The 14350-nt window shown below is 54.4% G+C and carries 9 protein-coding genes and 1 pseudogene; 5 read left to right on the top strand and 5 right to left on the bottom strand.

All coding sequences use genetic code 11. The annotated features are described in order from the left end of the window. Window positions 1–72 precede the first annotated feature (72 nt). From VM99_20595 to VM99_20580, 4 genes and pseudogenes are all read left to right on the top strand, one after another. A complete protein-coding gene (locus tag VM99_20595) occupies window positions 73–906 on the top strand; it encodes a short-chain dehydrogenase (protein ID AKK01814.1) in 834 nt (277 codons plus the stop codon). A gap of 23 nt (window positions 907–929) precedes the next feature. Beyond that, window positions 930–1868, top strand: coding sequence for an AraC family transcriptional regulator (locus VM99_20590; protein AKK00352.1), 939 nt, complete (start codon window positions 930–932; stop codon window positions 1866–1868). A gap of 668 nt (window positions 1869–2536) precedes the next feature. After that, window positions 2537–2776, top strand: a pseudogene (locus tag VM99_20585) (hypothetical protein). Between the two features lie 378 nt (window positions 2777–3154). Continuing rightward, window positions 3155–3982: a methionine aminopeptidase gene (locus VM99_20580; protein AKK01813.1), complete on the top strand. Its 828-nt coding sequence runs from the start codon at window positions 3155–3157 to the stop codon at window positions 3980–3982. 379 nt (window positions 3983–4361) lie between these two features. Here VM99_20580 and VM99_20575 read toward each other — a convergent pair whose 3' ends face one another. From VM99_20575 to VM99_20565, 3 genes are all read right to left on the bottom strand, one after another. After that, window positions 4362–6230 carry an ATP-binding protein gene (locus VM99_20575; GenBank protein AKK00351.1) on the bottom strand — a complete coding sequence of 623 codons (1869 nt, stop codon included), beginning with the start codon at window positions 6228–6230 and terminating at the stop codon, window positions 4362–4364. 24 nt (window positions 6231–6254) lie between these two features. After that, window positions 6255–6638, bottom strand: a complete 384-nt coding sequence (locus VM99_20570) for a nucleotide pyrophosphohydrolase (GenBank protein ID AKK00350.1) — start codon at window positions 6636–6638, stop codon at window positions 6255–6257. A 414-nt stretch (window positions 6639–7052) separates the two neighbouring features. Beyond that, window positions 7053–10064 (bottom strand): type III restriction protein res subunit, encoded by a 3012-nt coding sequence (locus VM99_20565; protein ID AKK00349.1) that lies wholly within the window; start codon window positions 10062–10064, stop codon window positions 7053–7055. Between the two features lie 356 nt (window positions 10065–10420). On the opposite strand from VM99_20565, the gene VM99_20560 reads away from it, so the two are divergent. Then, window positions 10421–10642: a hypothetical protein gene (locus VM99_20560; protein ID AKK00348.1), complete on the top strand. Its 222-nt coding sequence runs from the start codon at window positions 10421–10423 to the stop codon at window positions 10640–10642. An 87-nt stretch (window positions 10643–10729) separates the two neighbouring features. Here VM99_20560 and VM99_20555 read toward each other — a convergent pair whose 3' ends face one another. Together VM99_20555 and VM99_20550 are read right to left on the bottom strand one after the other, a co-directional pair. Beyond that, window positions 10730–11710, bottom strand: a complete 981-nt coding sequence (locus tag VM99_20555) for an integrase (GenBank protein ID AKK01812.1) — start codon at window positions 11708–11710, stop codon at window positions 10730–10732. Window positions 11711–12660: 950 nt separating this feature from the next. Beyond that, on the bottom strand, window positions 12661–13917 hold the full coding sequence (locus VM99_20550; GenBank protein ID AKK00347.1) for an integrase: 1257 nt from the start codon (window positions 13915–13917) through the stop codon (window positions 12661–12663). Between the last annotated feature and the right edge of the window lie 433 nt (window positions 13918–14350).

The raw sequence follows: 14350 nt of genomic DNA, 5'->3' as shown, positions 1-14350 counted from the left end.
CAAGGCAAATCGGCATAGGTGACACGCCTGCCGATGGCTACCATGGCGGACACCAACCGATGGGAGTTCGTCATGAATGGTATAAAAACCCTGTTCATCACCGGCGTCAGCAGTGGCTTCGGGAACGCCTTGGCCCAGGAAGCCCTGGCGGCCGGGCACCGGGTCATTGGCACCGTGCGCAGCGAGGCGGCCTTGCAGGCTTTCGAGCAACTGTCTGCCGAGCGGGCCCACGGCGTTCTTTTGGATGTCACCGACTTCGCCCGGATCGACAGCGTGGTCGCCGCCACAGAAGCCGCTCACGGCCCGGTCGATGTGCTGGTCAATAATGCCGGCTATGGCCACGAAGGCATTCTCGAAGAGTCGCCGCTGGAAGAGATGCGGCGTCAGTTCGACGTCAATGTGTTTGGTGCCGTGGCGGTGACCAAGGCGTTCCTGCCGTATTTCCGCCAGCGCCGCGCCGGGCATATCCTCAACATCACGTCGATGGGGGGCACCATCACCATGCCAGGCATCGCCTACTACTGCGGAAGTAAGTTCGCCCTGGAGGGGATCTCCGATACCCTGAGCAAGGAGTTGCAACCGTTCAACATCTTCGTGACGGCCGTCGCGCCCGGTTCGTTTCGAACGGACTGGGCCGGTCGTTCGATGCAGCGCACCCCGCGCAGCATTGCCGACTACGATGCCAGTTTTGACCCGGTTCGCCAGGCGCGCCAGGAGAAGAGCGGCAGGCAACTCGGCGACCCGCACAAAGCGGCGCGGGCGATGTTGCAGGTGATCGCCAGCCCGACCCCGCCTGCCCACTTGCTGCTGGGCAGCGACGCCTTGAACCTGGTGCGCGACAAGCTCAGTCGTGCGGCCAGTGAGATCGATCAGTGGGAGGCGCTGACCCGTTCGACCGACGGCTGAGCGACCCGCGCAAGGAGAAGTGGATGACCGAGGCTGATCCGCGCACCGCGCGCATGGTGACGTTGATGGAGCGGCTAGCGCCGGTGGAAGGCTACAACCTCAGCGCCCTGGAGGACGTGCGTTTCCTGCGTTCGAACCGGCCATTGAGCCGCACGCCGGTCTTGTATGACCCCGGCATCGTCATCCTGTGCCAGGGGCGCAAGCGCGGTTACCTGGGGGATGACGTCTATGTCTACGACGCCCGGCACTACCTGGTGGTGTCCGTTCCCGTGCCGTTCACCATGGAGACCGACGCCAGCGAGGCGCAGCCCATGCTGGCGGTGTATATGCGCCTGGACCTGCAGCTGGCGAGCGAGTTGATGTTGCAGGTCGACGAAGCCCTCGGCCCGAGCGATGCCCCGCCCAAGGGCATGTACGCCTCGCCCATGGACGAGGACTTGTGCGCCTCGACGCTGCGCTTTCTTGAAGCCATGAGCACACCGGGTGACGCGCACATCCTCGGGCCAGCGCTGGTGCGGGAAATCTACTACCGCATTCTCACCGGCGAGCAGGGCGGCTCGATGCGTGCGGCGCTGAGTCGCCAGGGCCACTTCGGCCAGATCACCCGCGCGATCCGCAAGATCCACAGCAGCTACCCAGAGCGCCTGGATGTCGAGACTCTCGCCCGCGAAGCCAACATGAGCGTGCCCAACTTCCACCTGCACTTTCGCAGCGTGACAGACGCCTCGCCCATGCAATACCTCAAGTCGACACGCCTGCACCAGGCACGCCTGCTGATGCTGCGCAACGCCATGAACGCCAGGGCGGCGGCGTTCAGCGTGGGCTACGAAAGCGCCTCGCAATTCAGCCGTGAGTTCAAGCGCCTGTTTGGGCGAACGCCTCAGGCCGAGGTGCAGTGGATGAAGGCGACGTATGCGTTGCCGGCGCCGGTGGGGGCGTCGGTTTATGTGGCGTCGCATTAGGCATCGGGTGAGTTGGCCAGGGCTGTCGTCGCACGTCGACGAGGCGCGGTAGATTGCTTTGTTCAACACGGTTACCAGCTTGCAAGTGGCTGCTGGTGTGCAGGGATAAAGGACGCTAGTGCCGTATCAGGTACCTCACAAGTATTCCGTTTCGTTAGGTCGCAGTGATTTGTGCTCTCTCATGCCCGAGCTCACGGCTGATAATTTGTCGAGCAATACGGTCTTCAGAACGCTGCACTGGGGTCAATTCTCTGGAAGAGATTCCTCCTGCCGCCGGTGCCTACCACCCTGTCAAAGCTAAGTAACGGCTCTGTGCAAAATGATGACGTAGCCCATGCATAGGGCTTTGGCCTGCTTGCACTGATCATCGTAAATGTTTCTTTGCTGGATATACGTTTTCTGAGCTGGGATTAATGAGCCGGCTCCCGCTAGCTGATGTGCCGCCTTCGGCACCTCGCACTGTAGTGAAGTAGCGATGGGCAAAGCGCGATACGCGCACCGTCGTCCGTGAACCCTTGAGGAAAATTTGATCTCCTTGATCCGACTACAGAAGCTGGCTATCCACCTCGCTATAGGACATTAGGATTTCCTTCGGTAGAGCAGTTTAATCGCCTCACTGCCTTGTGATCGCTGCTCAACTAATCTGACGCACTACGATGGAGGTATGAATGCCCGACACTTACAGCGCGCATGATCATGCGAACCGCAATCAGGCAGAAATCCTCATTAGCAACGATTGCGCTTGCTTTGGTTGCTATGCGGTATTTCCTGCTTCTGATGTGACACGGTTTACTGAGACCACGGAATGGTGTCCAAAATGCGAGGCTTTCAGCACGGTCGTTGGCGATGCCTCCGAGCTGCCTTTGGATCGAGAGTTTCTGGAGGCAGTTCACGATCATTGGATCGGGCCTCAAGATTGGTTAGATGAGATGGCGGCGCAGACTCATGCGATCGCAACTGCTGTTTACAGGCAGGCAAGCACAACGATGGATGAGGAACGAGCTCGTCCTTGGTGGAAGTTTTGGCGATGAGTACAAGGTGATGACGGCGAGTTTTACTCTTCAGGACACTGAGAGCGACAGATCGCCAAAAAATCCAATCATAGTCCCGTGCAGGACCGTCCTGAAGGGCTGCTTTAGGTTACGGATTCAACCGGTCGACGCCACACAACGGTATTGCAGAGCGGGCGAGCCCTTACAATTGTCTCGGAAAATACATTTTTCAGAGCCGTCTAGCCAAGGAGCTAAGTGTTGAGAAGTATTGGGATACTGCTGTTGCTCTATTGCATGAATGTTTTCGCCATAGAGTCGTCGCTTGAGCACTACACCAACGCTAATAGCGCCCGTGCGATTGGCATCACTCAATTGGATAGCGCGACAATTCTTGCTGAGGAGGCGCGGCTCGCACCTTTGGCCAGTGACTTGTTACTCCAGGTCAAACCCATGATCCGAGAAGGCGGCAGCGGTGCGGCGATTCAAGATTATGTGTTGAAGCAATTCGAACGTTACGGTTGGCTGCCAATGCTGGTGGGCTACAAAGGCTATACGGCGGCGGTGCCGGTTTCGGTGAATAACCAAGTGGGTAACGCACTGCCTACTGATACGCCGTTCCCGACCGCAGCCTTAGTAAAAGTTGAGTTGATTGCCGCATCGGCCCAGGCCCATGTCGCCCAGGTATGGACATTCGCCACCCCCAACGCGACCGAACAGCAGCGTCAGTTATTGGCAACAGCCCGTAGCGCATTGCGCAGCGGCGTTGATCAGGTTCGTGCTGGCGAGCGGCTGTTCAATGTGGGCCAGGCCATTCAACAGGTGCTTGATGCCAACCAGGCGGTCGCGATTCATGAATTGGCGGGCTACGCCATGGGGCAGGCGCGGGTTCAGAAGCCTCAGGTGCTGGGTTACAAGGGCAACGTTAACGATGACACCCCCATGCAACCCGGGCAGGTGCTGAATGTTTATGTGATCGCGAAGGCTGGCGCCTTCGGGGTGCGGTACCAGCCGCCTGATTTTTGGACCGTCCTCACCCAAGACGGCGCGGACAGCGTCATGCTGTCGGCGATGGTGGAGGTGACGGTTGACGGGCACCGGCTGCTGAGTAGATTGGTCGACTAATCGCCGTTCGCCAAGTAGTAGAGGAGGTATCCGAAGTACGCCAACGAACCGGTCGAAATTCTATCTTGAGTACATTCTCATCCGAGGAGCCTGCCTGAGCAGCTTGATGACGTGAGGCGCATTGATTTCTGAGCCGGGGTAATTTGAAACAAGTCGGTATCTATCTGTTTTTTCTAGTTAATAATTTATTGGTCAACTTGCTTGGAATACCAGTTGGAACGCAGCGTGGTCTGGATTCCGATGGACGGTGCTTTTGTGAACCGCCCCCAAAAGCGAATCGGGGCCAAATCTATCAAGCAAATGGTCGTGCTGTTGATTGTTGCCCCTGCGCGTACGATGTCCCCACTCGCACGTACAGGAGCTCCTGACAACGATACCGTCAATGATTACTGTGCTGGCTAAGCCGACTCTCGAAGTACTGCGCAGTCTCTTTGTCGGTGCAGTACAGGTAGCAACCCTTCATCCCGCGTGTCATCAGGGTTCGGTACGTATTTTTGATGATCAGGTCTGTTTCACTTTTCGCGAGGGTAGGCTGCTCTTTCATCATTTTTTTCCACCCGCGAATCGATTTATCGTGCTTGTCGCGCTCATCCGGGGATGTCACTACCTGACCGTCACGTACGACTAGATCTGGCCCGATAATCACCCCGATGTAGTCGACTTCCAAACCTTGGCAGGTATGAATGCAGCCAACCTGCTCGATGGAGTTCTCAGCGATGATCCATAGGCTGCCATCCTGATCCAGGTTCCATTGGCGTTTGTAGTCACCAATGACGATATCAGCAGCGGCGGGGTCTTTCTTGCTCAACCATGGCCAGCAATAGCCCGCGACCACACGAGCTTTGTTTCCATGGTTTTTCTCGTTGATTGCTTCATGCATCGCCTGAGGTGAGTCGAACACCTTAAACTCGTACTCTTGAGTCTCAAGCGTCGGATTTGCCGTCGTGCGAATGCCTAGCGTGTCATCCAGCCATGCCAGGTAACCGTCAGAACCACTGCAGCGAAACTGCGAAGACAGCACGTGTTCTTCCACCACAGCACCCTTGGCTTTTGCAAAGGCGCGTATAGCCTGCTTGCTGCCGATATCGCTCAAGGTTACACGCTGGTCTTCATCAATGAAGAAAATTGAGCATTTCGCTGAGTCAATCAGCTCTTTGATCTGGTTCTCCCCAAGGTTTCCGTAAAGCCCGCTTTTCTCATTCAGCCGGTGAGCTTCGTCCACGATAAGCGCATCGAATGTGTTGGGCTCAGTGTCGATGAATGCCCCAGAGCCTGAAAAGAAATTCGAGAAATGGCTGCGCTTGATGGTGCCAACCAGTTTGCTTTCGTAGACCTTGCGTGGGGCAGCATTCTTGGAGACGTATTTGCTCATCAGCTTCAATTCGGTGAGTTTCACCAGCAGATTGATAGCGAGAACAGTTTTCCCGGTGCCCGGTCCACCTTCGATGATCATCACCTTGGGTGCTTGGTCCGAGGCCTCGCTTGCCGCCGCCAGCGCCGACTCAAAAATTGCTTTCTGATCGTCAATCAATACGAACTCGGGTTTGCCTTTCATCAACCCCCCGAGCGCTTCGGCTAGCGCCTTGGACGGGCGAATTTTTCCTTCGGACAGCTCGTAAAGAACCTCTTTGTTGTCGCCATGACTTATATGCTTTTTCAGAAAGCTTCTGAGTTTACTGAGCTCTTCCGGGCCTTTCAGAAACAGGGGAGCCTTGCTGATGTGGGGCTCGTAGTGAGCTGAATCTATGATGCCGTCGCTGACGTAGTTATGGAGGTAGGCACACGGGCGGATTTCGATGCTTTTGTCATACACCGCCTCGTTGAAGCCTTCCAACAGCGCTGCATATGACCACACCTGATAGGACGGGTGAATGGTCTCAATGAGGCCGCCACCCAATGCCGTTTTGACGATGGCATCCTTGGTTGTGGCGTTGGCCTTACTCCATTGCTTCAGCTCGATCAGTACGGCCTTTTTTGCCTGGTTTTCGTCGCGACCGGTGAGTAGAAAGTCGATTCGCTTCGACGACTGCGGAATGTGCAATTCAATGGCCAGGCCTGCATCACTCGGCAGGCCCTCATCTCTAAGGACCTTGGCCATATATGTTAGGGACCCTTGCCACGACCTGATTTCCGAGGTGCCAACGTTCTTGCCGGTAGCTTCCTTGTAATGCCTGAGGATCACCTCCTCGATGTCATCGTTATCGTTGTCTTTAAGAAATTGCTGTTTGGTCGCAGCGTAAACGATCACGGGTTGTCCTTAGATACGGGGTGGTCAGAGTCGGTCGTACTTTTTGCTGCTGCTTCTGGCTTTAGCCACGGGGTACTTCTGGCCATTCGAGGCGAGTTTCCGTGTCACCGCCTCGTTGAGGTCAATGCCGAGCACGCTGCTCAGGCGAACCAGGTACATCAGTACGTCCGCCAGTTCGTCCATGACGGCTTGGCCGATTTCGGGATCTGTTGCGGCAGAGATCGAGTCGGCATCGCTCATCCATTGGAAAATCTCGCACAGCTCGCCGACCTCGCCAGTGAGAGCCAGGATGAGATTTTTGGGAGAGTGGAACTGCTGCCAGTCGCGATCATCTGCGAACCGCTGGAGGGATGCGGCAAGCTTCACTACGTCAACCAGTGGCGCGGATGAGCTGTCTGAGTCACTCACGGGGTTATCTCTTTGGGAATCGGTGGGGAAAATGTGTAGGAAAACTGGCCTTGGATTGTAAGAGTTTTTGCTGTGTTCGCAGATTTTTTTGTGTTTTTTCTCACCTGTTGGTTGCCGGCCGGATTGCTTGCCAGTGTTCGCCATCGATGAGTGTGAATCCGCAGAGGGTGACTGCGAATTCACAGCTGGGGTCTGTCGCTTTTTAGTGAACTATTTCTTGGATTGTGGGCTGAATGTGAGTTGCCCAAAATTTCACCAGAGGGCTACAAGTGATGTGAAACATTAGCCAGCATGCGTAGATGACGTACCCCCCGATCACAAGCTGCCCCTGTACTGACTCGGTTATCCAAACGTAGGCAATCCCCCCCAATACTTTGGGGGGGTTAATTACTGTTTAACCTTGAAGGAGTGAACCTATGGAGATGTGAAGATCTTGAGATCTACATCAAGTTCATCCGCAGTACTCAACCAGTCCTCAATCAGTTGATACGCCTGAATACTAGTGGCCGGACAAGCTAGTGGGTTTTCCATGCTTTTTATGAAATGTTTAGTGGAGAAGGAGTTGCCAGCGACAATCCAAATCTCCTTCTTACATTTCATCGATACTCTTCGCTTGCAGATAACATCCCAGACTTTGTCAGAAAGTGAATCGTCATCCGGGGCAGGATGATTAATAACTCCGTCCACTAACCGATAACGGGTGTCTAGCGGAAACTCTGCATCATCAGAGGGCCAAGATTGCTTCCATGTAAAATAGTTCCCAGGCTTTACGCTCTTACGGCCCGAAACCAACATGTGAATATTTTTTATTGCCTGACTACCCACCTCTGCAATAGCACCAGCTGAAGAGCCTGGATTTAGGGCATCACCGCACTTGACATGAACGAAGCATAACTTATCTGGCGAAGACAAAATAAAATCAGCGGGCTCAACTCCCATGTCGCAGCACAGTACAATATCGCAGCCAGGGATATATGTCGTGAAGGGGCCGAGCGATCCAAGTGGAGTTGCTGGGTCTCCGTAACCCTTCAGTAGGTCGATCAGGTGAAAAATCGAATCCGTATCAAAAAAATCTCGGGTGGTGCGATGATACTTATGATCACGGGTGTGCCCCTTCTCTCTGAGATCGGGAGCTTTCAGTGCATCTAGTGGAAAGAGGGCATTGCCTGCGAAGCTGTCCTCGGCAGAAATTCCACGCTCATAGGGCAAGGCTAATCTGTAAAAAGCCCCTGCCAAATAAGTTACGCCGTCTTCATACAATACTTTCAACTTGTGTCCTGTATTCAGATACTCGACGACCCACTCGATATCAGCTCTGTCTTCGGAAGCCCCAGATAGAGAGACCTCGAAATAACCGTCATTATCCAAATACTCCAGCGCAAGTTCTATCAGATCACCCTGCGCGTCGATAGTTATCCCTTGTTGATAGTCAGCATAAATGAAATCAGGATAGATTACCCCGTTAGCAGTTTGTACCGGGCCCTCAAGATCCGTAAAGTCCAGTAGCACGGACAGGATTTCTGAGGTCGGCTTTTCGGTGATCGGTTGTGCGTAGGACTTTATCAGACGCCCAGCATTACCTCCGGCATTGATACATTCGCCAATCGCGTCGACCCATTGAGAAACATCTTGAAGGGTAAAATTAGATTCTTTTTGATCTACGACCCTTCCTGACCTTGCGCCAATGTAATAGCTGCTGTCTCTTTTGCCATCCAGACCAATGTTATCGACCTTTACCATAGTTAATGCATAACGAGAATTGCTCTGACTGCCGCGTCCGCCATCGAGGTTCTGCCCCTTCAGCGCCACGGACTCCGGGCGGCGTACCGCCTGGCCGATTGCACGCGCGTGGGTTTCTTTGATTTGGTGAATTGCTGTTTTTGCAGCCAACGCAGTCAATTTGTCAATATGAATGGCATCACCGAGCCGATATTGTTCCTGATTGTAATAGCGCCCACCGCCGCTATCGAAGATAGCTACGCCTGAGTCAATTTCCTTTACAACAATGACGTGCAGCTTCGGCTCGAAGAAAAGCTTGCCTGTAAAGAATTTTGAGCTATTGAACTCAACATAGATCATGACCCGTAAATCAAGAACCTCGTCATAGGCCTTGACTAGTGAGCCAGAACCATGCAACTCCCAATACAGGCGATCCATAAGTAAAGGCAGAGAAAAATCATTTTCTTTCTGAACAAAGCACACCGACACATAAGGAATCTTTAGATCATCTTCCGGGTCTATGGTGTTGAGATTTACCCTCTCTTTGAATTTTCCGTCAAAATAGCTGTACCTCGGGAAACTTTCGAGAAAAGATTCAATCAGATAACTTGTGCTCAGGGAGCTAACAAATTCTGATGCGCCGCCATTGGCAAGGTAGTCATCGAATTGTTTGTATCCTTCCCACATGCCCTCATTCGCGCCCCGGCTTAAGTCGACCACTAGTGGTTGAACATCCCCATAGCGGCGTACGATCCGACCTACGGCCTGGACCAGTTCGCGCCCACTCCCCAACTCATAGGTGAGGATCAGCAGCTTAGCCTCAGGAATATCAACTCCTTCATCAAGCTTGTGCTGGTGAATGATCACCCGCAGCCCTTCGACTTTAAGCGCTCGGCCAACTCGCTTGAACTTATTTTGCGCCTCGTCGATTTCCAATCGCTCATGCACGCTTGCCGTGGTGAATGATTGAGAAAGGAGGTCATGATATTTTTGTATCTCCTCAAGGCTCTTGCACTTCACGATACACTTCACGTTCTTGTTCGTATCGAGATAGTCTATGATACCTGCAAGTAACTCCGCTTCCCCTTCGATCTGCTTGTACTGGGGCTCCATAATGACCCCATCCTCGATGGCCTCTTTAAACGTAAAAACATAAAAATGGTCGGTGCTTACATTTAGCTCAAATAAGTCATTGCGATAAGGTGTTGCAGTGACCACCACTTTCATTGCTGAGGACTGACGTATTATTTCACGCCAAACTGGAGATGGCTCAGAGTGTCCTTCGTCTACAATGATCAGATCAAAGTCGTCTTGGACGTTTTTTAGTTCATCCTCACCCAACCTCGTCAGTTTCTGGAAGCTGGTGATGTAGACTCCATCACCCTGATCAAAATCAGAGTCACGAAAGGTTTTTTTAAGCTCAAGCTCTTGGTCGCCAATCGTACTCCGGAAAAATTTTCTTGAGATCTCTCGGAAAAGCTGATCTTTCACAGCTTTTCGATGGCATATCACAAGAACTTTCAGCGCATCTGATAGATGCGATATGAGAGAGATAACACCTGTTTTCCCGGCGCCCGTGGGTAAGTTGATCAGGAAGCCCCTCTCAGTGTCGTTTTCTTCGGCATATCTGACAAAGCTGCGAACAGCTTCCAGCTGACATTTTCTTAACTTTTCTTCAGCAGAATCCAAGTATTCCAGGATAGTCACAGCAGTCTTCCATGCAATTGAAAGTGGCCGTCTCGGCTATTAACGCCGCGAAGCCAGTAGAGAGTGTCAAAAGGCCACAATGCCACATCCCTCCGGGCCGGTGGCAGTTTTTTTGATACCCTTCATGCAGCAGAGTCGAGTCCCCTCCGTGCTATGCCGCAGGCCCGTGATCGACCATCGCCTCTGTTTTCGGCTAAAAACATTATTTGAAGCCTATACGACCAGCTTTCTTTCAGCGCCTCAGCCAGAGGTGGCGCCAATGCCCACAGAATCGGTATTCGCACTGGCCAGGTAACGTATGCTATTGCGTACGTTAGGTGCGTAAACGGCCACCTAGGTATATGAAAATAGACGTTATGCTTATCCGAAGCATGTCCGACTCGGCAATCAGCGAGACCATTGGCCAACCCATGGTTTTTCTAATCGACGAGAAAGCAGTCGTATGGTCAGCAGGTAGTAGTACCGCGTCGCCTCGCTGTGTCGATCTAGGCGATGTTCAAGAAACCAAACCACATGCTTTCTCTGCCAAGCCCAAGGTGTTTCTCGCTGCCAGCGATCTGCAATTTCAGCTTGGATAAGCGTTGCTTGCCGTAAATGGCGCTGCTGCGTCGCGTGCGATCCGGTCAGCACTCCAGCCAAGAACAGCTCCATATCGAATGGCTTGCTCATGTCCGTCCTCCAATGTAGGTAGCGACCACATCGATCCGACCGTGCCCCAGCTCATAGCTGATTTGACTCCGGGCCACACGATCAAGGTGCCTATTTACCTGGCAGCATCGGCCGCCGTTGATAGGCGCGAAGTGTTGGGTGATTTGCTCGTAGCGATCACATGCGTACGCCGCCCGCAGCTCATGAAAACCTTTGAGATTGCCTGCATGTAGGATGTCCCGCGCTGGGCGGACGATTTCCTGCAGAACGTTCAGGTAGCTTTCGTTTGGCGCAATCAGGTTGCGGCTACCTGCAGGCAATACCTGCCGTGCAAACTCAAGTGCATCTCGAACATCGACATCCACCGCAATCCAACGGGGCGCCGAGGCGCCGGCGCGGCCTCCTTTGGTGCCATCCTGAATGTTTATCCTTCCTAGGTCAGTAGCCTCACGGCTTAGCCGTGGCAGGTCACCCAAGATGGCTTCACGCAAGCGCATGCCGGTGGCTCGCGCCAATAGAACGATCGCAGCGGCCCGCAGTTGATGTTGGCTGCAAAGCGCATCGACGATCTGTTTCACCTGTTCGCGATTCTGGCCTTGCGGCACTGATTGTCGAACCCCGTTGCGCTGCATACCTAACGCCTTGCTCGGACTTGGCAGCTTCACGTACTGATCACCGCGAAGCGCGGCCATGGTCCTGTTAACGCTGGATAGCCGGTTTTGTGCAGTGCTGATGGCGAGCTCACCGCGCGCTACAACGTCGCGCAGATACGCCGCATAGTCGGCCAACACCTTCCGATTAATCTGCCGCGCATCATTAATGCCGGGCCCCTGTTCGGAGCGGCACCACTTCACGAATGCCTGCCACCGATCACAGTGCGCCTTGACCGTGCCGTAATGGCCTCCGCCGAACATGCCTTTCAGCGCCTGCGGTCCTGCGTAGCTCAACTGCCTGCCGTAGCCGAAATTGCGGCCATTCCGCCTACCTATCAATGCCATGTCGATCACCTCTTCACCTGGTCTCAGACTTTCGCCCCACGTCATCCCGCCAAGAATGCTGAGTGTTATCAGGGATCAAGGCCCCTGCGGCCTGTGGGGTGTCCTCTAGCGCGGGACTGGCGGCTCCTTACGACCGGGAGCAAGGGCATCTCATGATCTGGCCTCCTGAGCACCGTTACCGGTGGGCGGGTGGAGGCAGCACTGGCTGACGAGACCAGCGCCTGAAGATCCTGAGTCGGGTGAACGCAGCGGTGCGATGACCGGGGCATGCCTGACTGTCAGTCAGGTGCAGTCCATTCCCTGGTCTGCGGCACCATCATCTGTAGCGCTGTTGCTGGTGACATCGGCGTTTGTCACGCCGATTGTCACGAGGAGAGTTGCGGCAAAGCCCCGTTCTATATGGGCTGCAGCAGTGGTAGGAGCGCCCGTCTCTTTCCAGTAGAAAGAGACGGGCGCAGGTTGGCGCAAGATTTGGCCAAGCGGATAGGTTGCTGCAGGGCAGCGAAGTAGGAAGTGTCGTTGGCACACGAGGGCCATGATCTGAAGTAGGCATCCATCACCGGGGAGGTGACCGGGCGAGCTGCCGGACGCGAATCGCCATTTGGGGGGGAGAACCACCGCGGGAGCGGCGTGACCTTCAAGGTTCGGGCCACCTGGGTTGCTGTCATCGACAGCGCTTGCACGGCCAGTTCTACGCTTGTGGATAAACACGGTCAAGGTTCGAAATTCAGCGCCACTTTGGACTTGAAGAACGGTTATCCACCGGTGGAATTCCGTGGTAAATCCTGGACATCGTTTTGGCTTTTAGCTTTTCAAAGTGAGGTCCATCCAAACAGGGCGGCTTTGCAGCCCTGTTTGGATGGACCCGCGCTGAGAAGCGGATAAGCGAGGCTGCTTGCCCCGAATCTTGAACGTTCAGTTATTGCAGCAATTCTTGCACCTGTACATCGCTAGCGAATCGGCACCACGTTCTTGTCTCTGACTTGGCCGTACGCTGAGGCGAGCAGGCTGCCGGTGGCGGCTTTCTGGATGTACTCACTCCACCACGCCATCATCGGGCGTCGGCGCTCAATGTAGTCGGCTCGGTTGTAGGCGCTGCGCACCTCATCCTTGTCGACATGCGCCAGGGCTACCTCGATGAGCTCAGGATCCCAGCCATGTTCATTCAATATGGTGCTAGCCATCGAGCGCATGCCGTGGCTGACCAACCGATCCTGGAACCCCATACGTTTCAACGCCATGTTGGCCGTCTGGCTATTGGCATGGGTGCGTGGATTTCTATCGGCCGGGAAGACGTATTCGCGATGTCCGCTGTGTGTCTTCAATGACTCCAACAGTGCGACAGCATGATCACTCAGCGGGATGGCGTGTGGGCGGCGCTTCTTCATCCGCTCCGGTGGGATAGTCCAGACACGCCTTTCAAAGTCGATGTCTGCCCAGCGTGTGGTCGCCGCCTCGGCGGGGCGAGTCATCGTGTGCAACTGCCATTCGATCAGGCAGCGGGTAGTGCGTTTGATACTGGCGTTCGCGATCTCCAGCATGAGCTCCGGGAGCTCTTCTGGCGGAAGCGCAGCCATGTTCTCTTTCTTGGGCTTCTTGAATACTGCCCTGATGCCGCTGAGCGGGTTGGCGAAGATCAGGCCGGAGTTCACGCCGTAGGTCATGATCTCGTTTAGCCGCTGGCTGAGACGCTTGACCGTCTCCAGGCTGCCTTTCGCTTCAATCGGACGAAGCAATCCAATCACCATTGGCGCGGTGATTTTCGCCAGTGGTGTCGTCCTTAAGTCGGGGAGCAAATGCAGCGTAAGCGACCGCCAAATGTCCTCGGCATAGGCCGGGGTGACCGAGTCTTTCTTAAGCTCGAACCAGGCGGTGGCCACATTCTCGAAGGTGTGTTCCGTTTCTGCGCGCTTGGCTTCGTTCAGCATGTTGCGCTGCACCTTCGGATCGATGCCCTGTGCGAGTAACTCGCGGGCTTCCACTGCCATCTTCCGTGCGTTCGCCAGTGACAATTCGGGGTAGGTCCCGAAGCCGATGTTGATGCGCTTTTTGGTCACCGGTTCGCGGTAGTTGAAATTCCACAGCAACGACCCGTTGCTACGGACGCGGAGCTGCAAACCGTCACCGTCTGTGAGGACATAATCCTTGGACGCGGGTTTGACTCCCTTGAGCTGTCGATCGGAGAGGCGGAGGTTTTGAGCAGGCATGAGATTCTCCTCAGGCACTGATTCGGTATTCCAAAGATTAGCACCGGGTGAGGTGGAATACCGCCTGGAATACCCGAACGGTTGGAACTCAAAAACTCTCAAAAGACCGCAAAAGCGCTGGAGGCCGCGTATTTCCTGGGTTTCAGGCACAAAAAAAGACGTCCGTGGACGTCTTTTTTTGATCATTTGGTGGAGCCGGGGGGATTTGAACCCCCGTCCGCCAGTACTCCGCTGTCGGTACTACATGCGTAGCCGTGTCTATTAAGTTAACCCTCAGCGACCCGACGGGCAGGGTGCTTTGGGCGAGTTGTGTAAGTTTTAGCCGCTTCGTCCACAACGTACTGCACGGCGATTCTGTTCTATATGACAATCACTTTGGGTTTACAGACATCCCCTAATGATTGCTGGACCCGAAGGTACCAGAAGCTCAGGA

The sequence above is a fragment of the Pseudomonas chlororaphis genome (genome assembly GCA_001023535.1).
Lineage (GTDB): Bacteria > Pseudomonadota > Gammaproteobacteria > Pseudomonadales > Pseudomonadaceae > Aquipseudomonas > Aquipseudomonas chlororaphis_E.
This window is presented reverse-complemented; position numbering and strand designations above follow the sequence as displayed.

What these genes read in the sequence shown, in the direction of transcription:
- VM99_20595 (AKK01814.1), top strand. Translation starts at nt 73, where the DNA reads ATGAATGGTATAAAAACCCTGTTCATCACCGGCGTCAGCAGTGGCTTC.
- VM99_20590 (AKK00352.1), top strand. Translation starts at nt 930, where the DNA reads ATGACCGAGGCTGATCCGCGCACCGCGCGCATGGTGACGTTGATGGAG.
- VM99_20580 (AKK01813.1), top strand. Translation starts at nt 3,155, where the DNA reads ATGAATGTTTTCGCCATAGAGTCGTCGCTTGAGCACTACACCAACGCT.
- VM99_20560 (AKK00348.1), top strand. Translation starts at nt 10,421, where the DNA reads ATGCTTATCCGAAGCATGTCCGACTCGGCAATCAGCGAGACCATTGGC.
- VM99_20555 (AKK01812.1), bottom strand. Translation starts at nt 11,710, where the DNA reads ATGGCATTGATAGGTAGGCGGAATGGCCGCAATTTCGGCTACGGCAGG.
- VM99_20550 (AKK00347.1), bottom strand. Translation starts at nt 13,917, where the DNA reads ATGCCTGCTCAAAACCTCCGCCTCTCCGATCGACAGCTCAAGGGAGTC.